The organism is Stutzerimonas azotifigens DSM 17556 (assembly GCF_000425625.1).
Classification (GTDB): Bacteria; Pseudomonadota; Gammaproteobacteria; order Pseudomonadales; family Pseudomonadaceae; genus Stutzerimonas; species Stutzerimonas azotifigens.
The window spans coordinates 108,781-130,116 of the sequence record NZ_KE384412.1; the positions used below are offsets into that span (position 1 = coordinate 108,781).

Annotated in this window: 16 protein-coding genes; 7 read left to right on the forward strand and 9 right to left on the reverse strand. The window is 67.9% G+C overall.

The features are described 5' to 3' along the window. Window positions 1-250 precede the first annotated feature (250 nt). The 3 genes from H610_RS0116125 to H610_RS0116135 form a co-directional block, all read right to left on the reverse strand. Window positions 251-1,360, reverse strand: coding sequence for an NADH:flavin oxidoreductase (locus tag H610_RS0116125; protein WP_028240640.1), 1,110 nt, complete (start codon window positions 1,358-1,360; stop codon window positions 251-253). Between the two features lie 161 nt (window positions 1,361-1,521). Further along, window positions 1,522-2,010 (reverse strand): glutathione peroxidase, encoded by a 489-nt coding sequence (locus H610_RS0116130; RefSeq protein ID WP_028240641.1) that lies wholly within the window; start codon window positions 2,008-2,010, stop codon window positions 1,522-1,524. A gap of 72 nt (window positions 2,011-2,082) precedes the next feature. After that, entirely contained in the window at window positions 2,083-2,568 is a 486-nt protein-coding gene (locus H610_RS0116135; RefSeq protein ID WP_028240642.1) for an FKBP-type peptidyl-prolyl cis-trans isomerase, read from the reverse strand. 35 nt (window positions 2,569-2,603) lie between these two features. On the opposite strand from H610_RS0116135, the gene H610_RS25060 reads away from it, so the two are divergent. The 4 genes from H610_RS25060 to H610_RS0116150 all read left to right on the forward strand — a co-directional run bounded on the left by H610_RS25060 (window position 2,604) and on the right by H610_RS0116150 (window position 7,592). Further along, window positions 2,604-2,873, forward strand: coding sequence for a DUF3565 domain-containing protein (locus H610_RS25060; RefSeq protein WP_084166472.1), 270 nt, complete (start codon window positions 2,604-2,606; stop codon window positions 2,871-2,873). An 8-nt stretch (window positions 2,874-2,881) separates the two neighbouring features. Continuing rightward, a complete protein-coding gene (locus H610_RS0116140; RefSeq protein WP_028240643.1) occupies window positions 2,882-4,072 on the forward strand; it encodes an acetate kinase in 1,191 nt (396 codons plus the stop codon). 29 nt (window positions 4,073-4,101) lie between these two features. Continuing rightward, window positions 4,102-6,195 (forward strand): phosphate acetyltransferase, encoded by a 2,094-nt coding sequence (pta, locus tag H610_RS0116145; RefSeq protein WP_028240644.1) that lies wholly within the window; start codon window positions 4,102-4,104, stop codon window positions 6,193-6,195. A 503-nt stretch (window positions 6,196-6,698) separates the two neighbouring features. After that, window positions 6,699-7,592 carry an acyltransferase gene (locus H610_RS0116150; RefSeq protein ID WP_028240645.1) on the forward strand — a complete coding sequence of 298 codons (894 nt, stop codon included), beginning with the start codon at window positions 6,699-6,701 and terminating at the stop codon, window positions 7,590-7,592. Between the two features lie 10 nt (window positions 7,593-7,602). Here H610_RS0116150 and H610_RS0116155 read toward each other — a convergent pair whose 3' ends face one another. The 3 genes from H610_RS0116155 to H610_RS0116165 all read right to left on the reverse strand — a co-directional run bounded on the left by H610_RS0116155 (window position 7,603) and on the right by H610_RS0116165 (window position 14,426). After that, window positions 7,603-9,738 carry a two-component system response regulator gene (locus tag H610_RS0116155; protein ID WP_028240646.1) on the reverse strand — a complete coding sequence of 712 codons (2,136 nt, stop codon included), beginning with the start codon at window positions 9,736-9,738 and terminating at the stop codon, window positions 7,603-7,605. Window positions 9,739-9,878: 140 nt separating this feature from the next. Next, the gene (locus tag H610_RS0116160) at window positions 9,879-13,607 is read right to left on the reverse strand and encodes a CHASE domain-containing protein (RefSeq protein WP_028240647.1); all 3,729 of its coding nucleotides are present in this window, start codon (window positions 13,605-13,607) and stop codon (window positions 9,879-9,881) included. 162 nt (window positions 13,608-13,769) lie between these two features. Then, window positions 13,770-14,426, reverse strand: coding sequence for an OmpA family protein (locus H610_RS0116165; protein ID WP_028240648.1), 657 nt, complete (start codon window positions 14,424-14,426; stop codon window positions 13,770-13,772). Window positions 14,427-15,107: 681 nt separating this feature from the next. Here H610_RS0116165 and ccoN point away from each other — a divergent pair. Continuing rightward, on the forward strand, window positions 15,108-16,547 hold the full coding sequence (ccoN, locus tag H610_RS24055) for a cytochrome-c oxidase, cbb3-type subunit I (protein ID WP_051231807.1): 1,440 nt from the start codon (window positions 15,108-15,110) through the stop codon (window positions 16,545-16,547). A gap of 13 nt (window positions 16,548-16,560) precedes the next feature. Beyond that, a complete protein-coding gene (locus H610_RS0116175) occupies window positions 16,561-16,785 on the forward strand; it encodes a hypothetical protein (protein ID WP_028240649.1) in 225 nt (74 codons plus the stop codon). 60 nt (window positions 16,786-16,845) lie between these two features. Here H610_RS0116175 and H610_RS0116180 read toward each other — a convergent pair whose 3' ends face one another. From H610_RS0116180 to H610_RS0116190, 3 genes are all read right to left on the reverse strand, one after another. Next, a complete protein-coding gene (locus H610_RS0116180) occupies window positions 16,846-17,709 on the reverse strand; it encodes a LysR family transcriptional regulator (RefSeq protein WP_028240650.1) in 864 nt (287 codons plus the stop codon). 79 nt (window positions 17,710-17,788) lie between these two features. Continuing rightward, entirely contained in the window at window positions 17,789-19,471 is a 1,683-nt protein-coding gene (locus H610_RS0116185; RefSeq protein ID WP_028240651.1) for a fatty acid--CoA ligase, read from the reverse strand. 164 nt (window positions 19,472-19,635) lie between these two features. Further along, window positions 19,636-20,262 carry a LysE family translocator gene (locus H610_RS0116190; RefSeq protein WP_028240652.1) on the reverse strand — a complete coding sequence of 209 codons (627 nt, stop codon included), beginning with the start codon at window positions 20,260-20,262 and terminating at the stop codon, window positions 19,636-19,638. A 67-nt stretch (window positions 20,263-20,329) separates the two neighbouring features. On the opposite strand from H610_RS0116190, the gene H610_RS0116195 reads away from it, so the two are divergent. After that, on the forward strand, window positions 20,330-21,292 hold the full coding sequence (locus H610_RS0116195; protein ID WP_028240653.1) for a 2-hydroxyacid dehydrogenase: 963 nt from the start codon (window positions 20,330-20,332) through the stop codon (window positions 21,290-21,292). Window positions 21,293-21,336 lie beyond the last annotated feature (44 nt).

Sequence of the window (21,336 nt, forward strand, 5' to 3'; positions counted from 1 at the left end):
CACCTTCTCCCGAGGGGAGAAGGACAAAGCAGCCTGCGGCCACGGCATCCCTTGTAGGAGCAGGCTCTGCCTGCGAACGGGCCCCACACGGCGCCGCGTCCGATGCCAGACATCCCCCTCTCCCTCCGGGAGATGGCCGGGGTGAGGGCTGGCAGGGCACGTTGCCCACACCCTCATCCGGCCCTGCGGGCGGACTTCTCCCGGGGGGAGAAGAGGCTCGTTGCAAAGGCGGAGTCCACCCGCTCCCGCATCACACCAGCGTCTTCAACGCCTCGCGGCTGAACGGCAGGATGTCCCGCTCGCGCCCTTCGCGGACCTTGGCGGCCCAGTCCGGGTCCACCAGCAGTGCGCGGCCGACCGCCACCAGGTCGAACTCCTGCTGATCCAGGCGCTCGAGCAGGCCTTCCAGGCTCGACGGCTGGGCGATCTCGTCGGTCTTGCCGAAGAACTGGGTGAACTCGCTGCCATCGAGCCCGACGCTGCCCACGGTGATGGTCGGCTTGCCGCTGAGCTTGCGCGTCCAGCCGGCCAGATTCAGCTCGGAGCCTTCGAACTCGGGAATCCAGAAGCGCCGGGTCGAGCAGTGGAAGATGTCCACGCCGGCCGCCGACAGCGGTTCGAGGAAGGCCTGCAGTTCTTCGGGGGTCTGCACCAGGCGGGCGCTGTAGTCCTGCTGCTTCCACTGCGAGAATCGGAAGATGATCGGGAAATCGGGACCGACCGCGGCGCGCACCGCCTCGACCAGTTCGATGGCGAAGCGCGAACGCGCGGCCAGGCTGCCACCGTATTCGTCGCTGCGCTGGTTGCTGCCTTCCCAGAAGAACTGGTCGATCAGGTAGCCGTGGGCGCCGTGGATCTCCACCCCGTCCATGCCGATCGCCTGGGCGTCGCGGGCGGCCTGGGCGAAGGCGCCGATCACGTCCTGGATGTCCTGCCGGGTCATGCCGTGGACGATCACCTGGCCGTCCTTGACCTTCTCCATAGGCCCGAAGCCGGGCACGCTCGGGTCCGGTTCGGTGCCCAGCCGACGCACGCTGCCCACGTGCCAGAGCTGCGGCACGATCTTGCCGCCGGCCGCATGCACCGCCTCGACCACCTGCTTCCAGCCAGCCAGCGCATCTTCGCCGTAGAAGTGCGGCACGTTCGGATAACCGTTGGCCGCCGGATGCCCAACCGTGGTGCCCTCGGTGATGATCAGCCCGACGCCCGCGGCCGCGCGGCGCCGGTAGTACTCCACCACTGCCGCGTTCGGCGCGCCGCCGGGCGAGAAGGAACGCGTCATCGGCGCCATGACGATACGGGTCGGCAGGTGCAATGCACCCAGTTCGAAAGGCTGGAACAGAGCCTGAGCGGCGGTCATCGACGAAACTCCATGAGAAGAGGGCCCACCCGGCGCGCGGCATCGGCGGCGGCCAGGGCAACATTCGGATCGCGGCAAGGATAGGACCCGCCCGTCGGGCAGGCACAGCAATATAGACGTGGTTTATCGAGCCTTAACCACGGTGGGCATCCTTCCGGGGATCAGCGCTGCAGCAGGGCGCGCTCGATGGCCTGCACCAGCTGGGGGTCGTCCGGCGCAGTACGCGGGGAGAAACGGGCGACGATCTGACCGTCGCGGCCGACGAGGAATTTCTCGAAGTTCCAGGAGATGTCGCCGGGATGGGCCGCGCCCTCGCCGGCCAGCAACTGGTACAGCGGATGCCGGCCGGGGCCGTTGACCTCGACCTTGGCGGTCATCGGGAAACTCAGGTTGTAGTTCAGGCTACAGAACCGGGCGATTTCCGCCTCGTCGCCCGGCTCCTGCCCGGCGAACTGGTTGCAGGGCACGCCGAGCACCTGGAAGCCCTGCTCGCGGTACTGCTGGTGGAGCGTTTCCAGCCCCGCGTACTGCGGTGTCAGGCCGCACTGGGAGGCCACGTTCACCACCAGCACCACCTGGCCGGCGAACTCCGCGAGCGGCAGCGGCTGGCCGTCCAGGCCGGTCAGCGTCAGGTCGTGGAACGTGTGCATGGCTCGTTGCTCCCTTGGCGGGCGAACGCACGGGCGGGCGTCCCGGGAGGAATCGCCCGCCCGCCGCGTCGATCAGTGGTGGTGGCCGCCTTCGCCGTGGATGTGACCATGGGCCACTTCCTCGGCGCTGGCCTCGCGCACGTCGACCACCTTGACGTCGAAGTTCAGGCGCTGGCCGGCCAGCGGATGGTTGCCATCGACCACCACGTCGTCACCCTCGACGTCGCGGATAGTGACGATCTGCATGCTGCCGTCCGGGCCGGAGGCGTGGAACTGCATGCCCACTTCCAGCTCGTCGACGCCTTCGAACATGGCGCGGTTGAGGGTCGCGACCAGCTCGGGGCTGTATTCGCCGTAGGCATCCTCCGGCTCGATGGCGACCTGCAGCTGGTCCCCCGGCTGCTTGCCTTCCAGGGCCTTCTCGAGCCCGGCGATGATGTTTCCGGAACCGTGCAGGTAGACCAGCGGCGCGCCGCCGGCGGAGCTGTCGATCACCTCACCGGCGTCGTTGGTGAGGGTATAGTCGATGGAGACAGCCTTGTTGGCGGCGATCAGCATGGGGCAAAACCTTTCTGACTAACGATGATGAACGAATGAGTGTAACCGTGGCTTGCCGCGAATGCGAACCGGAGCGGCGCTGCGCGGTCGACAGCAGCACCGGCGCCGCGCCGCATGCGATTGATTTCCGTCAGGATGACGATGGCCACTGGGTGGCAGTCTTGTCCTGCGGCCATACCCAGCACCTGCGCCACGATCCGCCCTGGCAATCGCGCCCCTGGGTGCTCGACCCGGCCGCCCGCCGCGCCCGGCTCGGCCAGCCCTTCCCTTGCGGCTGGTGCGCCAGGGCGCGACCCGAATCCTAGGAGGCTCGATGCCCGCGCGTAACATCCTCGTCGTCAACTGTGGCAGCTCGTCGATCAAGTTCGCGCTGGTCAGCGAGGCCCACTCGCAGTTCCCCCTGAGCGGCCTGGCCGAACGCCTGAGCACGCAGGACGCAGTGATCCACTGGCAGTGCAGCGACCAGCGGCAGGACAGCATGCTGGTCTCCGGCGCCGACCACCGGGCGGCGCTGTCGCAGCTGCTGCCGATCGTCAACGGCGCGGCCGGCGGCGAGCTGCACGGTATCGGCCACCGCGTGGTGCACGGCGGCGAGCTGTTCACCACCGCCACCCTGATCGATGCCAGGGTGGTGCAGGCGATCCAGGCCACCGCGCCGCTGGCGCCCCTGCACAACCCGGCCAACCTGCAGGGCATCGAAGCGGCGATGAAGCTGTTCCCCAACCTGCCGCACGTGGCCGTGTTCGACACCGCCTTCCACCAGACGCTGCCCGAGCACGCCTATCGCTACGCGGTGCCGGAAACGCTCTACCACCAGCACGGCGTGCGCCGCTATGGCTTCCACGGCACCAGCCACCGCTACGTCAGCCGCCGCGCCGCGGAAATGGCCGGCCTGTCGGTGGGCGACAGCAGCTGGCTCTGCGCACACCTGGGCAACGGCTGCTCGACCTGCGCCATCGTCGACGGCCACAGCCGCGACACCAGCATGGGCCTGACCCCGCTCGAGGGCCTGGTGATGGGCACCCGTAGCGGCGATATCGACCCCAACCTGCACGGCCACCTGGCGCGCACGCTCGGCTGGAGCCTGGAGCGGATCGACCGCATGCTGAACAACGACAGCGGCTTGCTCGGGCTGTCCGGCCTGTCCAACGACATGCGCACCCTCGAACAGGCCCGCGAGAAGGGCCATGCCGGCGCGACCCTGGCGATCGAGGTGTTCTGCTACCGCGTGGCCAAGTCGCTGGCGGCCATGGGCTGCGCGCTGCAGCGCCTCGACGGGCTGATCTTCACCGGCGGCATCGGCGAGAACTCGCCGCTGGTCCGCCACAAGACGGTCACCCACCTGCGCCTGTTCGGCCTGGCGCTGGACTGCGAGGCCAACGCCCGCTGCGTGCGCGGCGTCGGCGGCCCGATCCAGGCCTACGGCCATCCGCGGGTGCTGGTGGTACCGACCAACGAGGAGCGCCAGATCGCGCTCGACACCCTGGCGCTGCTGCCGGCCTGAATCCGCGCCCCGCTTTCCGAGGATTTCCGATGCACACCTTTTTCATCGCCCCGACCGGTTTCGGCGTAGGCCTTACTTCCATCAGCCTCGGCCTGGTCCGGGCGCTGGAGCGCGACGGCCTGAAGGTCGGTTTCTTCAAGCCCATCGCCCAGCCGCACCCCGGCGACGAAGGGCCCGAGCGTTCCAGCGAACTGATCGCCCGCACCCACGGGCTGACGCCGCCGAAGCCGCTGGCGCTCGGCCACATCGAGCGCATGCTCGGCGACGGCCAGGTCGACGAGTTGCTCGAGGAGATCGTCAGCCTCTACCAGCAGGCGGCCCAGGGCGCCGACGTGGTGATCGTCGAAGGCATGGTGCCGACGCGCCACGCCAGCTACGCGGTGCGGGTCAACGCGCTGGTGGCGCGCAGCCTGGATGCCGACGTGATCGTGGTCAGCGCGCCGGAGGACGAGAGCCTGACCGAGCTCTACGACCGCATCGAGATCCAGGCGCAGGGCTTCGGCGGCCCGCGCGACCCCAAGGTGCTCGGGGTGATCCTCAACAAGGTGCGCCACGAGGGCCGTGTCGAGGAGTTCGTCGAGCGCCTGAAAGCCCATGCGCCGCTGATCAAGAGCGGCCAGTTCCGCCTGCTCGGCTGCATCCCGTGGCGCGACGAGCTCAACGCGCCGCGCACCCGCGACATCGCCGAACAGCTCGGCGCGCGGGTGCTCAACGCCGGCGACTACGAGCAGCGCCGGGTCGGCAAGATCGTGCTCTGCGCCCGCGCGGTGGCCAGCACCGTGCCGCTGCTCAAGCCGGAGGTGCTGGTAGTCACTCCGGGCGACCGCGACGACATCATCCTCGCCGCCAGCCTGGCGAGCATGAACGGCGTGCCCCTCGCCGGGTTGCTGCTGTGCAGCGACTTCGCCCCCGACCCGCGGATCATGGAACTGTGCCGGGGTGCGCTGCAGAGCGGCCTGCCGGTGCTGACGGTGGCCACCGGTTCCTACGACACCGCCACCAACCTCAACCGCATGAACAAGGAAATCCCGATCGACGACCGCGAGCGGGCGGAGAAGGTCACCGAGTTCGTCGCCGGGCATATCGAACACGGCTGGCTCAAGCAGCGCTGCGGCAACCCGCGCGAGCTGCGGCTGTCGCCGGCGGCGTTCCGCTACCAACTGGTCAAGCGCGCCCAGGCGGCGAACAAGCGCATCGTTCTGCCGGAAGGCAGCGAGCCGCGCACCATCCAGGCCGCGGCGATCTGCCAGGCGCGCGGCATCGCCCGCTGCGTGCTGCTGGCCAAGCCCGACGAGGTGCGCCAGGTGGCCGAGGCCCAGGGCATCGCCCTGCCGCCGGGCCTGGAAATCCTCGATCCGGACCTGATCCGCGAGCGCTACGTCGAGCCGATGGTGGAACTGCGCAGGGGCAAGGGCCTCAACGCCCCGATGGCCCAGGCGCAGCTGGAGGACTCGGTGGTGCTGGGCACCATGATGCTGGCGCTCGACGAGGTCGACGGGCTGGTCTCCGGCGCCATCCACACCACCGCCAACACCATCCGCCCGGCCCTGCAGCTGATCAAGACCGCGCCGGGCTACAACCTGGTCTCCTCGGTGTTCTTCATGCTGCTGCCCGACCAGGTGCTGGTCTACGGCGACTGCGCGGTGAACCCCGATCCGAGCGCCACCGAGCTGGCCGAGATCGCCATCCAGAGCGCCGACTCGGCCGCCGCCTTCGGCATCACCCCGCGGGTGGCGATGATCAGCTATTCCACCGGCAGCTCCGGCAGCGGCGAGGAAGTCGAGAAGGTCCGCGAGGCCACCCGCCTGGCCCGCGAGCGGCGCCCGGACCTGCCGCTCGACGGCCCGCTGCAGTACGACGCCGCGGCGATCGAGAGCGTCGGCCGGCAGAAGGCGCCGGACAGCCCGGTGGCCGGCCACGCCACGGTGTTCGTGTTCCCCGACCTGAATACCGGCAACACCACCTACAAGGCCGTCCAGCGCAGCGCCAACGTGATCAGCGTCGGGCCCATGCTACAGGGCCTGCGCAAGCCGGTGAACGACCTCTCGCGCGGGGCGCTGGTCGACGACATCGTGTTCACCATCGCCCTCACCGCGATCCAGTCGGCCAGCCAGCCGCGCTGAGGCCATCGAGGTTCGAGGCGTGGCCCGAGGTCATGCCTCCCGTTGCCGATCGGCCCGCATCTATGGTGCAGGCCCGTTCGCGGTCGAGACCGCACACAAGAGCATCGCCCCGAGGTCGGGCCTCCCACAAAAGCAAGCGGGGCCCCACCGATCTTTGTGGGAGGCGCGCCCTCGCGGCGACTGCGCGCCGAGTGACCGGCGATCGGGGCTCGTTATGCGGTCAAGGACAGCTGCTCCCACCAAACCGGCGGTGTTTCCGTGGGAGCGGTCTTGACCGTGATTGCTTGGGCTCCGGCGGCGTTCACCTCGCGCCTACAGGTTTGTGCCCAGCCTTCAGGCCGCGCCGCGCCCTTCCCTTCTCCCCCCCGGGAGAAGGTGGCCGGCAGGCCGGATAAGGGAAGGCCCGAACACGGCGCCCTCTCCCCGAGGAAGAACGTCCGGCACTTGCGCGCGGACGCGCAATCGGTACGCTTGCCACCCCGTTGTCCGAGAAATCGAGATTCATGCTGAGCTTTCTTCCCGCCCCGCTGCGCGGCGTGCTCGCCGGCCTGCTGCTGGCGCTCAATACCCTGTTCTGGTGCTGGCCGCTGTTCGCCCTGTCGCTGCTCAAGCTGATGCTGCCGTTCGCGCCGGTACAGCGCTCGCTGCGTTCCGGCATGCACTGGATCGCCGAATCCTGGATGGCCTTCAACAGTTTCTGGATGGACCTGATGCGCCGCATCGAGTGGGATGTACAGGGCATCGACCGGGTCGACATGCGCCACTCCTACCTGGTGACCAGCAACCACCAGAGCTGGGCCGACATCCTGGTGCTGCAGTACCATCTGAACCGGCGCATGCCGATCCTCAAGTTCTTCCTCAAGCAGGAGCTGATCTGGGTGCCGGTCATCGGCCTGTGCTGGTGGGCGCTGGAGTTCCCCTTCATGAAGCGCTTCAGCAAGGAATACCTGGCAAAGCACCCGGAGAAGCGCGGCCAGGACCTGGCCACAACCCGTCGCGCCTGCGAGCGCTACCGGAGCAACCCGGTGTCGGTGTTCAACTTCCTCGAGGGCACCCGCTTCACCCCGGCCAAGCACGACCAGCAGGGCTCGCCCTACCGGCACCTGCTCAAGCCGCGCGCCGGCGGCATCGCCTTCGTCGTCGACGCCATGGGCGAGCAGCTCGACGCGCTGATCGACGTGACCCTGCACTACCCCGACGTCCAGCCGAGCTTCTGGGACCTGCTCGCCGGCAACGTCCGCCGGGTGGTGATGCGCCTCGAGCCGCGGTCGATCCCGAGCGAGTTCCTCGGCCGCAACTACGACCAGGACGACGCCTACCGGCTGGCCTTCCAGCAATGGGTGAACGCACTCTGGGCGCAGAAGGACGAGACCCTGGAGGCGCTCAGGCGCGACTGACCGCCGCGCCTCAGGAGCGGCGGTCGAAGGTCTGCCAGTCCAGCTGCGAGGGAAAGCGGCTGGCCTGCTCGGCCTGCAGCCCCGGCGCCACCAGGAAGCCCTGCATCACGTCGCAGCCGTGCTCGATCAGCCAGTCGCGCTGGGCCATGGTCTCCACGCCCTCGGCGATCACCTCCAGGCCGAGATTGCGTCCCAGGTCGATGATGGTGCTGACCACCGCGGCATCGCGCGGCGAGTCGAGCATGTTGGCGATGAACAGCCGGTCGATCTTCAGGGTGTCGAGGTCGAAGTTGCGCAGGTAGGCCAGTGACGAGTAGCCGGTGCCGAAGTCGTCGATCGCCACCCGCACGCCCAGGTCGCGCAGGCTGCGCAGCTTGGCGCAGCTCTGGTCGAGGTCCATCATCAGCGCGCTTTCGGTGAGTTCCAGCTCCAGCTGCGACGGCAACAGCCGGTATTCGTCGATCAACCGGCCGAGCATGTCGACCAGCCCCGGGCGGGCGAACTGCACCGGGCTGACGTTGAGGCTGAGCACCAGCCCATCGCCGAACTGCGCCAGCCACTCGCGGCACTGCGCGATGCCTTCGCGCAGCACCCACTGCCCGACCCGCTCGATCAGCCGGGTTTCCTCCAGCAGCGGCACGAACACGCCGGGCAGCACCCGGTCGTTCTCGTTCTGGCCCCAGCGCAGCAGCGCCTCGAAGCCGCGCAGGCGGCCGCTGTCGAGCCACACCTGCGGCTGGTAGACCAGATCGAAGTCGTTGTGCTCGATGGCGCTGCGCAGGTTCTCCTCCATCATCAGCCGGGCATGCGCGCGGCCGTTCATCTCCTGGGAGAAGAAGCGGAACTGCTGGCGGCCGGCCCGCTTGGCCTCGTACATGGCCATGTCCGCGGCGCGCAGCAGCTCCTCGACGTTGTCGCCGCATTCCGGGAAGGTGGCGATGCCGATGCTGGCGCCGAGCGTCACCTCGGTGTCCTCGATGCGATGGCGCACCGAGATCAGTTCGATCAGTTTCTCGGCGACCTTGGCGGCGTCCTCGGTGTGGTCGAGCGAGTCGAGCAGGGCGGTGAACTCGTCGCCGCCCATGCGCGCGAGGATGTCGTAGGGGCGCATGCAGGTTTCCAGCAGCCGCGCCACCTTGCAGAGGATGGCGTCGCCGGCCTCGTGGCCGAGCGAATCGTTGATGCGCTTGAAGCCGTCGAGGTCGATGTACAGCACCGCCATGCTCTTGCCGTTGCGATCGGCCCGCGCCACCGCCGATTCCAGCGCCTGGTTGAAACCGCGCCGGTTGAGCAGCCCGGTGAGCGAATCGGTGACGGCCTGGGTCTCCAGCTGCGCATGCAGGTTGCGCACCACCGACATGTCCAGCGCGATCACCACCATCGAGCGCTGCTGGCGCGGCAGCGGCGAGCAGGAAATCGCCACTGGCAGGGTGCCGCCGCCCTCCTTCTTCAACTGCGCCTCGTGCAGGCGGTAGGTCGCGCCGCTGCGCCAGTGCAGGTAGAAGTCGCTCTCGCGCCAGGGCTGTTCGAACACCGGCTCGGCGATGTGCGCCAGCAGCGGCGTGCCCTTCAGCCCGTCCACCGTGCCGCCGAGCATCTGCGCGATGGCTGGGTTGGCGAAATTGATGTAGCCGTCCTCGCCGACCACCAGAATGCCCTCGGCGGCGTTGTTCAGCACCGAGGCGTTGAACGCGCGGGCGCTGTCGAGCTGCTGGGTGAGCAGCTGCAGGTCGCGGCGATTGTGCTCGTGCGCCAGCAGGGTGTTGATCTTGTGCTTGAGCACCTGCGGGTCGAACGGCTTGAGGATGAAGTCCACCGCCCCGGTGGCGTAGCCCTCGAGCACCGAGTCGCGGGTATGCGCGATGGCCGAGACGAAGATGATCGGCGTGTAGCGGGTCTGCGGGTTGCCGCGCATCAGCCGGGCGACCTCGAAGCCGTCCATGCCGGGCATCTGCACGTCCAGCAGGACCAGCTCGACGTCCAGCTCCAGCAGCGCCTGCAGCGCCGCCTCGCCGGAGTTGACCGTATGGACCTGCCAGTCGCCGTCACCGAGCAGGGCCTCCATCGCGACCAGGTTGGCCTCGCGATCGTCGACCACCAGCAGGGTGCGGCCGCGCGGCTGGGGTTGAAGCTGCGTGCGGCTCATCGTGGGACGTTCCGTCTGCGAGGAAGGAGCCGGCGCGCGTGCCGTTCCAACCGATAGCGCCTCGACGGGCAATGCCTGTGGCCGGTCGCCCCCGCGAGCGGCCTGGTTAGAGGGTGCAACACAACAAGCTTCTCCTGTTCCTATCGGTTCTGGTGCAGGTCCAGCGCACCGTCCAACCACTGCCGGATGCGTCCGGCGAGCGCCTCCCGTCCGACCGGCCTGGCCAGGCAGTCGTCGGCGCCCGCCTCGAGCAGACTGTCGCGCCGTACCGGTTCCTCGGTGCCGACCAGGGCGATGATCGGCACCTGGCAGCCGTGCTCGTCGCGCAGCCGGTGGATCAGCGCCAGGCCGTCCAGCCGCGGGCTGTCCACGTTGCACAGCACCAGGTCGAACACGCCCTCGTCGAACTCCGCCAGCGCCTCCGCGCCCTGGGTCACCGTGGTGACCTGCAGGCCGAGCTCGTCGAGCATCGCCGCCAGCGCGTAGATCTCGCGCACGTCGTCGTCGACCAGCAGCACCCGCTGCCCGAGCAGCGGGTAGTCCAGCGCTCCCTCGCCGATCGCCGTGTCGCTGGCCGACCCCCTGAGCGCCTGGCCGACCCGCTCGAGACCGTCATCCTTGGACAACGTGTTCGCCGAATAGCGCCGCGCCCGTTGCTGATCCGCCTCGCTCCATGGCTGGCTGCTGTAGAGCAGCACCGTCATGCCGGCCACCGGCCGCAACCGATCCAGCGAATCCAGCAGGTCAAGGCCGTTCTCGTCGGGCAGATCGAAGTCGATCACCAGCGCGCTGAACGGCTGCTCGGCGAACGCCAGCCGGGCATCCTGCGCGCCCAGCGCGACGGTGACGCTGTAGCCCTGCTGCTCGAAATAGTCGCGCAGGCGCTGGCGCCGGGCCTGCTCGCGTTCGACCAGCAGCAGGCGCAGCGGGTTGTCCTTGCGCCGCACCAGTTCCACCAGCAGCCGCTCGATCTCGCTCCGGTTGATCGGCTTGACCCGGTAGCGCGAGCCGTTGTCGGTCCAGTCCTGCGGCTGCGGCACCGAGGAGGCGATGATCACCGGCACGCCGCGATGGCGGACGTCGTCCTTCACTTCACGGTAGACCTGCCAGCCGCTGATGTCAGGCAGGAGGATGTCGAGGATCACCCCGGCCTGGCGCTCCTCCTTGAGCAGTTGCAGCGCCTGTTGCCCCTCGCGGCAGACGCGCGGGGAGAAGCCGTGGGTCTCGGCGACCTCGGCGACCATGGTGGCGAAGGCCGGGTCGTCCTCGACGATCAGCAGCGGCGCGCCGGCGCCGCGGGCCGGCAGTGCCGGCGCCGGAACCGGGATGGCCGGCGGGGAACGCCGCGCCGCCCGCACCGGCAGCTCGACGGTGAACACCGAGCCCTCGCCCGGTGCGCTCTGCAGGCTGATCCGGCCGTCGAGCACCTCGACCAGCTGGCGGGTGATCGCCAGGCCCAGGCCGGTGCCCCCGTAGCGGCGGCTGATGGAACCGTCGATCTGCTGGAAGGCCTGGAAGATCCGTTCGTGCTGGTCGGCCGGAATCCCGATGCCGGTGTCGCGCACGACGATCTGCAGGGTGTCGCATTCTTCTCCTTCGCGCGTCTCCTGCTCGGAACGGGCGCAGCGGAGGCGCACCTCCACCTCACCCTTCTCGGTGAACTTCAGCGCGTTGCTGAGCAGGTTGCGCAGGATCTGCTGCAGGCGCGCCCGGTCGCTGTAGACCACCGCCGGCAGGTTCGGATCCACCCCCGTGGTCAGCTGCAGGCCCTTCTCCTCGGCCATCGGCCGCAGGCTGCCTTCGGCCTCGGCGAGCAGTTCCTGCAGGTTCACCGCTTCCTTCTTCAACTGCATGGCGCCGGCCTCGATGCGTGCGAGGTCGAGCACGTCGTTGATGAGCTGCAGCAGGTCGTTGCCGGCCCGGTACATGATGTCGGCATGACGCACCTGCTTTTCGCTGAGGTTGCCGTTGGCGTTCTGGCGCATCTGGTCGCTGAGGATGAGGATGCTGTTGAGCGGCGTGCGCAGCTCGTGCGACATGTTGGCGAGGAACTCGGACTTGTAGCGGTTGGCCAGCGCCAGCTGGTCGGCCTGGTCGCGCAGACGCAGCTCGGCGGCGCGCCTGTGGCTGATGTCCATGATCACTGCCTGCACCAGCAGCTCGCTGCCGCTGCGCAGCGGCGACAGGCCGATCTCCAGCGGGATCTGCGAGCCGTCCTTGTGCCGGCCGAACAGCTCGCGGCTGCTGCCGAAACGCCTCGGCTCGGGGTTGCGCATGTAGTCGGCGACCATGCGCTTGTGCATCTCGCGCAGGGATTCGGGGATGAGGATCTCCACCGGCTTGCCCACCAGCTCCTGGCGCCCGTAGCCGAACAGCAGCTCGGTCTGCCGGTTGACCATCACGATGGTGCCGTCGGAGTCGATCAGCACGAAGGCGTTCGGCGAGGCCTCGACCACGTTGCGAAAGCGTTCTTCGGCACGCTTGCGCGCCTGCATGTCGACCAGGTTGAGCAGGTGGTGCATGCCGTCGTCGCGGCGGAAACTGGTGAGGCTCACCGCCACCGGCACCAGCTCGCCGTCCTCCCGCTGCGCCAGCAGCTCTTCCTGGTCGGTGCGACGCGGGCCGTGCAGGTCGGTCTCGCTGAGCACGCCGGGCACGTAGCGGCTGACCCGTTCGCCCACCAGGTCGGCGACGTCCGCCCCGAGCAGCGCCGCTGCGCTCTTGTTGACCAGTTCGATGCGCCCGTCCGAGTTGCTCAGCAGGGTGGCGATCGGCAATTGCTCGATCAGCTGGCGAAACAGCGCCTCGCGCTCGTGCAGCTTCAGGCTCAGCGCCTCGCTGCTGGCCAGCTGGCGTTCGCGCAGGTAGAGGTAGCCGCCGACCAGCAGCGAGAACAGCAGCACCGCCGCCATGGCCGAGAGCAGACTGAAGGCCATCCGCTCGTCGCGCAGCAGCGAGCTGTAGTCGGGCGTGCTGCCGACCACCAGTTGCCAGCTGCGGCCGTATAGATAGATGTTGCGCACGCGCTTGTAGGCAGCGTCGGCGGCGACCTCGCCGCGATCGGCCAGCAACGGCAGTTCCGGCGCTGCCGAATCGTACAGCTGGATCTGGAACTGCTTGCCGCGCGCGCCGAGCACCCCGTCCATCAGGTCGGACAGGCGAAAGGCCGCATGCAGGGTGCCGACGAAGGCCGCCTCGCGTTCGGCCTGGGTGGTGACCGGTGCGTCGATGTCGTAGATCGGCAGATACAGCAGCACGCCGACCTGGGTGTTCTGGTCGGTTTCCTGCTTGAGCCGCACCGGCGCGGTCAGCACCGGCTCGCCGGTGACGCGCGCGGTGACGATCGCCTCGCGGCGGGTCGGTTCGCTGAACATGTCGTAGCCGAGTACGCGACGGTTGCGCCAGTCGAGCGGGTGGATGTAGTCGACCACCACGTACTCGTCGCGCTCGCCTTCGGGGAACACCCGGAAGTGCGGCCTGCCGGTCTCGCGAATGATGTCGAGCAGCCCGGGCAGCGTGCCCTGCCGGGCATAGCGCGCAAGGCTCAGCGCCTGCACGCCGGGATAGGTGTCCTGCAGCCGCAGCTGGTCGACGGCGCGCATCCAGTCGTCGGAGGTAACGCCCTCGCTGCCGACGATCAGCCCCGCGAGCCCGCGCAGCACCATCTCGTAGGCGTGCATACGCTCGCGCAGAGCGCGCTCGACATCGTTGACGACATAGGTGAAACGCTGTTCCCGATCGATACGGCTACGCGTCTCGAGGGCCTGCCATTGCCAACCGACCCATCCTCCCAGCCCTGCCAGCAGTGCCAACGTCACGAGCAGTGGCAGCCAGGGCTTGCGGGAATGGAGAGCGGGACGATCTTCCATTCGACCTCCTGTGCCACTACTGGCGCGCTATCACGTGTTTCAGAGTGGCAAGGGCTTGTAGAGGTTCCGGAGAATCAGGCGACGGGAGCAGAAAAAGAGAAAAAGTTGACGTCGTTAAAATGGCGAGAGCGAAGCCATTGCGACTTCGCTCTCGATCATGGTTCACAGCGGGCGCAGGTTGATTTCCACGCGGCGGTTCTGGGCACGGCCTTCCGTGGTCGCGTTGCTGGCGATCGGCTGGTTTGGGCCGGCGCCGTAGGCGGAGATGCGTGAAGCCGCGACGCCGTTGGCGGTGAGGTAGGAGGCGACGCTCTGCGCGCGGCGGTTGGACAGGTCCTGGTTCAGCTGCGCCGAGCCGGTGCTGTCGGTGTGGCCGGTGATGTCGATGCCGTTCTTGTCGAACTCGCGGAACACCGTGACCAGCGAATTGAGCGTCGGGTAGAAGCTGCTGGAGATGTCGGCGGAGCTGCTGCCGAAGGTGATGTTGCCGGGCATGATCAGGGTCAGCTGGTCGCCGTTGCGCTGCACCTGCACGCCGGTGCCCTGCAGGGTCTGGCGCAGCTTGGCTTCCTGGGTGTCGACGTAGTAGCCGTAGCCGCCGGCCGCGGCGCCGCCGACGGCCGCGCCGATCAGCGCGCCCTTGGTGCGATCCTTTTTGCTCGAGGTGGCGGCGCCGACCACGGCGCCGCCAAGTGCGCCGAGACCGCCGTAAACGCCGGCCTTGCCGGCTTCGCGCTCGCCGGTGTAGGGGTTGGTGGTGCAGCCGGCGAGGATGGCCAGGCTGGCCGCGAACGCGGTCACGCGACCGTACTTCTTCATAGAGGATTACCTTGTTGCTCGGGTTGGAGTGCGGATGCCGCCCAGTGCCGCATCCCATGACGCGCGACAGGGTAGCAAGCGGCAGGCTGCCAGGGTGAGCGCTGGCCGACAGTTCGCGCGTCCGCCCAGGCCCAGGCGAAGGAGGGCGCGAATTTCGGGGTGGCTAATGGCAGCCTCATCTACGCGTGGACCAGGGCCGGTACCGACCTCTCCGCACCGCGTGACGCCATGGCGAGGTGGAAAACGCTTCGCGGTTTTTCACCCTACGGCCGGCCACCGGGCCCGCGCCCCATGCCGCTTCGAGCATCAATGCAAGGCGTGGGGTTGATGCCGGCGCAAGCCTCATCCGCGCGTGGACCAGGGCCGGCACCCAACCTCGCCGCACCAGCGTGATCACGGCTCGGTGGAGCACTTCCATCCCTACAGTCTATGGGCATCCTCGCGCCGGGAAGGCCGTATTGCCCTCATCAGCTAGCGGGGAGAAGAAATGTATTGAATGCAATTATTTTGATCAAAAAGCGCATTTTTATTCGTTTGAGCTAAGTGCTCTACGGTCGCACACTTTTGCTACCCCGCCTGGACAGCCTCGCGCTCACAGCAACCTGGCGCCTGCCTGTCGAGCAATCGCGCCGCCTCCCGGCGGACGCCCAGCCACTCACCTCTCGTTTGATGGAAGTACCCATGACCGATGCGATCCTTGATGACGCGGCCTGCGCATACAATTACCAGGTCGTCCGCCGCTTCACCCTGATGACACTGTTCTGGGGCGTCCTCGGCATGGGCATGGGGGTTTTCATCGCTGCCCAGCTGGTCTGGCCGGCGCTCAATTTCGACCTGCCGTGGATCAGCTTCGGGCGGATCCGTCCGATTCACACCAACCTGGTGATCTTCGCCTTCGGCGGCGGAGCACTGTTCGCCACCTCGTTCTACGTAGTGCAGCGCACCTGCCAAGCGCGGCTGATCTCGGACGCGCTGGCTAACTTCGTGTTCTGGGGCTGGCAGGCCGCCATAGTCGCCATGCTGGTGAGCTATCCGCTCGGCTATACGACGTCCAAGGAATACGCGGAGATGGAATGGCCGATCGCGATCTGGGTGACGCTGGTCTGGACCGTCTATGCGTATCTGTTCTTCGGCACCATCGCCAGGCGCAAGATCAAGCACATCTACGTCGGCAACTGGTTCTACGGGGCCTTCATCGTGGTCACGGGGATGGTGCACGTGATCAACCACGCCGCCGTGCCGGTCAGTCTGCTGAAATCCTACTCGGCATATTCCGGTGCGACCGACGCCATGATCCAGTGGTGGTATGGCCACAGCGTGGTGGGTTTCATTCTCTCGGTGGGCTTTCTCGGCATGATGTACTACTTCGTACCGAAGCAGGCCGATCGGCCGATCTATTCCTACCGCCTGTCCATCGTGCACTTCTGGGCGATCATTTCCATCTACATCTGGGCCGGCCCGCACCACCTGCACTACACTGCCCTGCCCGACTGGGCGCAGAGCCTCGGCATGGCGATGTCGATCATCCTGTTGGCGCCGAGCTGGGGCGGCATGATCAACGGCATGATGACCCTCTCCGGTGCCTGGCACAAACTGCGCACCGACCCGATCCTGCGCTTCCTGGTGGTGTCGCTGGCGTTCTACGGCATGTCTACCTTCGAAGGCCCGATGATGGCCATCAAGACCGTCAACGCGCTCTCGCACTACACCGACTGGACCATCGGCCACGTGCACGCCGGCGCCCTCGGCTGGGTGGCGATGATTTCCATCGGCACGCTCTACCACATGATCCCCAAGCTCTACGGTCGCGAGCAGATGCACAGCGTCGGCCTGATCAACGCGCATTTCTGGCTGGCCACCATCGGCACCGTGCTCTACATCGCTTCGATGTGGGTCAACGGCATCACCCAGGGCCTGATGTGGCGTGCGATAAATGACGACGGCACCCTCACCTATTCCTTCGTCGAGGCACTGGAAGCCAGCCATCCGGGCTATATCGTGCGCCTGATCGGCGGCTCGACCTTCGCCAGTGGGATGCTGCTGATGGTCTACAACACCTGGAGGACGGTGCGTGCCGATGCGCGCGACCGCCAGGCCGTCTCAACGCCCGCACTGGCTTGAGGAGGGCGTGCACATGCTGATGTTCGTCTGCGGCCTCGCCGTTCTCCTGGCCGGCAGCTACTGCTGCATCCACCTGCCCGACGCCGAGGCGCTCGAGCAGGCCGCACTGCTGCCCTTCGCCGATGATCCGCAAGCCGCCCGCAGCATGAGCCGGGCCACCGGACGGGTATGCCAAGAGGTCGTCTCGCCAGCCGTCGAACCGATACCCCGCGCCGAGACCTGGGCATTCGAAGCCTGAGCCTCGAACGCATCCGCGCGCCGCATCGGGCGCCTGCCCGAGACCGCCGCAAACGCATGCCTAAATGGGCAGTGCCCAGCGCTGGGACCAGTCGTTGTCCGACTTCACCAAGTCGCGCAGCAGCCCGAAGGCCCGCTGCAGAACCGGCGAATAACGATCGCGGGAGTACACCAGGTAGGTCGGATAGGTGAACTCCGGCGCCCGCGCAACGGCCTCGAGCAGGCCGCCATCCAGGTAGGCCTGGACGACCCGGGTACGGAAATAGCCGGAGCCGCCGGTTTCCAGGATGTACTGCAAGGCCATCGGCCCGAGGTTGAAACTGAGCGCTGCCCGGGCCTTGTCCGGCAAGGCGGAGTCGTGCTGGCGGCGGAACTCGTCGCCCCAGTCGACATACACATAGGGGTCCGGCCGGGCGACCGAGCGCACCATGACCAGCTTCTCTTCGAGCAGTTGCTCCACCTGCAGGCCGGGCCAGTAGGCCGGCTGGAACACCAGTGCGGCGTCGAGCACACCGAGCTCGAGCTGTCGCAGCAATGCCTGACCGTCCCCGACTTCGCCACGAATGGCGTGCGTAGGAATGGCTTCGCGCAGGCAGCGCACCCACTTGAGCATCAGTGGATTGCACAGGCTGATCTCACCCCCTACGCGCAGCACGTTGCTGTAGCCGTCCGGCAACGGCAGATCGCGCTGGGCGGCGTCCCAGGTCTGCGTCATCTGGGTGGCGTAGACGACGAACGCCTCGCCGTCGGCGGTCAACCTGGCCCCGGCCCGGTTGCGCACGAACAGCCTGCAGTTGAGCTGGCTTTCGAGACTCTGAATGCGCGCAGTGATGGCCGTCTGGGTGACGTGCAGGCGCTCGGACGCGGCGACGAAGCTGCCGCTGCGGACGATCTCGAGAAAAGTGCGGGCGAGTTCTATGTCCATGGGCCGGGCCGGCGGAAAGGAGTCGGTATTGTAGCGGTCCACCGATTCCTTCGCGCCGCCATTGGCTCAGGCAGGACGCTCAGAGCGCCGAGATCGCCGGATTGCCCTCCTCCAGCCAGCGGGCGATGTCCTGCCGGATGACCTTCTTGTCGAGCTTGCCGACGCTGGTCTTGGGTATCTCGCCGACAATGGCGATCTGGCTGGGGATCGCCCACTTGTTGATGCTGCCGTCGGCCACCTGCGGTTCCAGGTGCGCGGCCAGGGTGCGGGCGTCGAGCCGCTGCCCCTCACGCGGCACGATCAGCGCGAACGGCCGCTCGCCCCAGCGCTCGTCCGGCACGCCGACCACCGCCACCTCGCGCACCGCCGGATGACGGCTGATCAGGTCTTCGAGGGCGAGCGAGGACAGCCATTCGCCGCCAGTCTTGATCACATCCTTGATGCGGTCGCGGATATCGATGTTGCCCATGGCATCGAGCGTGGCGACGTCGCCGGTGTGCAGCCAGCCACCCTGCCAGAGCTCCTCGCTCTTCTCCGGCTCGCGGAAGTAGCCCTGCGTCAGCCAGGGGGCGCGCAGCACCAGCTCGCCCTGGCTGCTGCCGTCGGCCGGCAGGAAGCGGCCGTCAGGGGTCTGGATGGCCGCCTCGACCAGCGGCACCGGCACGCCGGCCTTGAGCCTGAAGTCGGTGCGCGTCTCCTCGTCGGCGGCGAGCAATTCGGCGTTGAGGTGCGCGCTGGAGATCAGCGGGCAGGTCTCGGACATGCCGTAGGCGGCGTACAGCTGCATGCCGCTGGCCTTGGCCGCCTCGTACAGGCCACGGTTCAGCGCGCTGCCGCCGATGATCACCTTCCAGCCGCCGAAATCGGTGCCACGCGCAGCCTGGCAGTTGAGCAGCATCTGCACGATGGTCGGCACGCAGTGCGAGAAGGTCACCGCCTCCTGGCGCCACAGCCCGACCAGCAGGTCCGGGTCGTAGCGGCCGGGATACACCTGCTTGAGGCCGAGCATGGTGGCCACGTAGGGCAGGCCCCAGGCGTGCACGTGGAACATCGGCGTGATCGGCATGTACACGTCGTCGCTGCCGAGCAGGCGCGGGTTGTCGCGATTGCCGACGGTGACCGCGGTGGTCAGGGTGTGCAGCACCAGTTGCCGGTGGGTGAAGTAGACGCCCTTGGGGTTGCCGGTGGTGCCGGTGGTATAGAAGGTGGTGGCCACCGAGTTCTCGTCGAAATCGGGGAAGTCGTAGTGGGGTTCGGCCTCGGCCAGCAGCTGCTCGTACTCGCCGACGCAGTCCGGCAGGGCGCACTCGCGCTCGCCGTCGTCGCTGATCAGCAGGGTCTTGTCGACCGTGCTGAGCTGCCCGGCGATGGCCTGGTAGAGCGGCACGAAATCGCTGTTGACCAGGACCAGGCGGTCTTCGGCGTGGTTCATGGTGTAGAGGACCTGCTCGGGCGACAGCCGCACGTTGATGGTGTGCACCACCGCCCCGATCATCGGGATGGCGAACATGCATTCGAGATAGCGATGGCTGTCCCAGTCCATCACCGCCACCGTGTCGCCGGCCTTCACCCCGGTTGCGGTCAGCACGTTGGCCAGCCGCGCGATGCGCTCGTTGAGGGTGGCGTAGTCGAAGCGCCTGAGGTCGCGGTAGACGATTTCCCGCGTGCGCTCCCAGCGCTGGCCGGACAGCAGCAGGCGCTTGATCAGCAGCGGATAGCGGTAGGCATTCTCGGCGGGCGGGATGATGCGGGTCTGCAGCATCGTAGGCGTCCTTTTTGTTGGAGTTTACGCCAGCACTCTAGAGGGCCGACCCGGCTCGCTTAATCAGCCCAAAGTGCGATTTTCCTTTCAGCCCGTTTCGACCATGCCCCGGCGCGTGCATTCGCCGTCGGCAACAGGCTGTCGCTCTCTGGCACGCGGCCGGCTCAGCCCATCCGGCTCAGGGCCAGGCGCACGCCGAGCCCGATCAGCACCGCACCCATCAGGCGGTCGAACCAATGGCCCATGCGGGAGAAGCCGGCCCTGACCCGCTGCCGGCTGAACAGCCAGGCCACCAGGCAGAACCAGAGACCGGTCGCCGCCGCCAGATAGAGGCCGTAGCCGGCCTGCACCGACAGCGGCGTGTGCGGGTCGATGACCACGGTGAACAGCGACAGGAAGAACAGCGTGGCCTTGGGGTTCAGCCCGTTGGTGACGAAGCCCTGGCCGAACGCGCGCCAGGCCGAGCGGGCCGCCGGCGCGTCGGGCTCGCCGGCCTGCAGCGTCACCGGCCCGGCGCGCAGGGCCTTGAGCCCGATGTAGATGAGGTAGCCGGCCGCCAGCCACTTGAACAGGTTGAACAGCACGATGGACTGCGAGACGATCAGGCCGATCCCGAGCAGCGAATAGGCCACGTGCAGCAGGATCGCCGTACCCACGCCGAAGGCCGTCCAGCTGCCCGCCACCCGCCCGCGGCTGACGCTCTGGCGCACCACCACGGCGAAATCGGGCCCCGGGCTGGCCACGGCCAGCAGGTGAACCAGCGCCACGGTCAGGAATTCGCTCCAGTACACGTCTTCTCTCCAATCGTTCCGAAGCCTTACGCTAACCCGCTTCGCACCCCCTTGAAAGGTACAGTTGATGCCCAATCGCAACGCCGTCTTCCTCGACCTGCAGCCGCTCGATCAGGGCGACCTCGACCTGGCCCTGCTCGAAGGCGCCTTCGACCGCCTGGACCACTACCCGGCCTCCAGCCCGGAGCAGCTCGTCGAGCGCCTGCGCGGCGCCCAGGTCGCCATCGTCAACAAGGTGGTGCTCGACGCCCGGACGCTGGCCGCCTGCCCTGAGCTGAAGCTGGTCCTGGTCTCCGCCACGGGCGTCAACAACGTCGACCTGGCCGCTGCCCGCCAGCATGGCATCACCGTCTGCAACTGCCAGGGCTACGGCACCGCCACGGTCGCCCAGCACACCCTGGCGTTGCTGCTGGCGCTGGCCACGCGGCTGCCGGACTACCAGGCCGCGGTGCGCGCAGGGCGCTGGCAGGAGGCGCCGAACTTCTGCTTCCTCGACTTCCCCATCGTCGAACTGGCAGGCAAGACCCTTGGCCTGCTCGGCCATGGCGAACTCGGCGGCGCGGTGGCCAGGCTGGCCGAAGCGCTGGGCATGCGCGTGCTGGTCGGCAACCTGCCGGGGCGCCCGGCGCGTCCCGACCGGCTGGCGCTGGACGATCTGCTGCCGCAGGTCGATGCGCTGACCCTGCACTGCCCGCTGACCGAACAGACCCGCAACCTCATCGGCGCGCGCGAGCTGCAGCTGATGAAGCCCACCGCCTTCCTGCTCAACAGCGCGCGCGGCGGCCTGGTCGACGAACAGGCGCTGGCCGATGCGCTGCGCCGTGGGCATCTCGGCGGCGCAGCCACCGACGTCCTCACCCAGGAACCGCCGGTGGACGGCAACCCGCTGCTGGCGACCGACATCCCGCGGCTGATCGTGACCCCGCACAGCGCCTGGGGCAGCCGCGAGGCGCGCCAGCGCATCGTCGGCCAGCTGGCCGAGAACGCCCAGGCCTACTTCGCCGGCAAGCCCGTGCGCCAGGTCGGCTGAGCGACCGGTACAGCGGCCGCCGCGGGGCTGGTATGCTCCGCGGC

Bases quoted from the DNA above. Each gene is read 5' to 3' on its own strand.
- H610_RS0116140 (WP_028240643.1), top strand. From the start codon at position 2,882: ATGCCCGCGCGTAACATCCTCGTCGTCAACTGTGGCAGCTCGTCGATC.
- H610_RS0116150 (WP_028240645.1), top strand. From the start codon at position 6,699: ATGCTGAGCTTTCTTCCCGCCCCGCTGCGCGGCGTGCTCGCCGGCCTG.
- H610_RS0116175 (WP_028240649.1), top strand. From the start codon at position 16,561: ATGCTGATGTTCGTCTGCGGCCTCGCCGTTCTCCTGGCCGGCAGCTAC.
- H610_RS0116160 (WP_028240647.1), bottom strand. From the start codon at position 13,607: ATGGAAGATCGTCCCGCTCTCCATTCCCGCAAGCCCTGGCTGCCACTG.
- H610_RS0116130 (WP_028240641.1), bottom strand. From the start codon at position 2,010: ATGCACACGTTCCACGACCTGACGCTGACCGGCCTGGACGGCCAGCCG.
- H610_RS0116125 (WP_028240640.1), bottom strand. From the start codon at position 1,360: ATGACCGCCGCTCAGGCTCTGTTCCAGCCTTTCGAACTGGGTGCATTG.
- pta (WP_028240644.1), top strand. From the start codon at position 4,102: ATGCACACCTTTTTCATCGCCCCGACCGGTTTCGGCGTAGGCCTTACT.
- H610_RS0116195 (WP_028240653.1), top strand. From the start codon at position 20,330: ATGCCCAATCGCAACGCCGTCTTCCTCGACCTGCAGCCGCTCGATCAG.
- H610_RS0116180 (WP_028240650.1), bottom strand. From the start codon at position 17,709: ATGGACATAGAACTCGCCCGCACTTTTCTCGAGATCGTCCGCAGCGGC.
- ccoN (WP_051231807.1), top strand. From the start codon at position 15,108: ATGACCGATGCGATCCTTGATGACGCGGCCTGCGCATACAATTACCAG.
- H610_RS25060 (WP_084166472.1), top strand. From the start codon at position 2,604: ATGAGTGTAACCGTGGCTTGCCGCGAATGCGAACCGGAGCGGCGCTGC.
- H610_RS0116165 (WP_028240648.1), bottom strand. From the start codon at position 14,426: ATGAAGAAGTACGGTCGCGTGACCGCGTTCGCGGCCAGCCTGGCCATC.
- H610_RS0116135 (WP_028240642.1), bottom strand. From the start codon at position 2,568: ATGCTGATCGCCGCCAACAAGGCTGTCTCCATCGACTATACCCTCACC.
- H610_RS0116185 (WP_028240651.1), bottom strand. From the start codon at position 19,471: ATGCTGCAGACCCGCATCATCCCGCCCGCCGAGAATGCCTACCGCTAT.
- H610_RS0116155 (WP_028240646.1), bottom strand. From the start codon at position 9,738: ATGAGCCGCACGCAGCTTCAACCCCAGCCGCGCGGCCGCACCCTGCTG.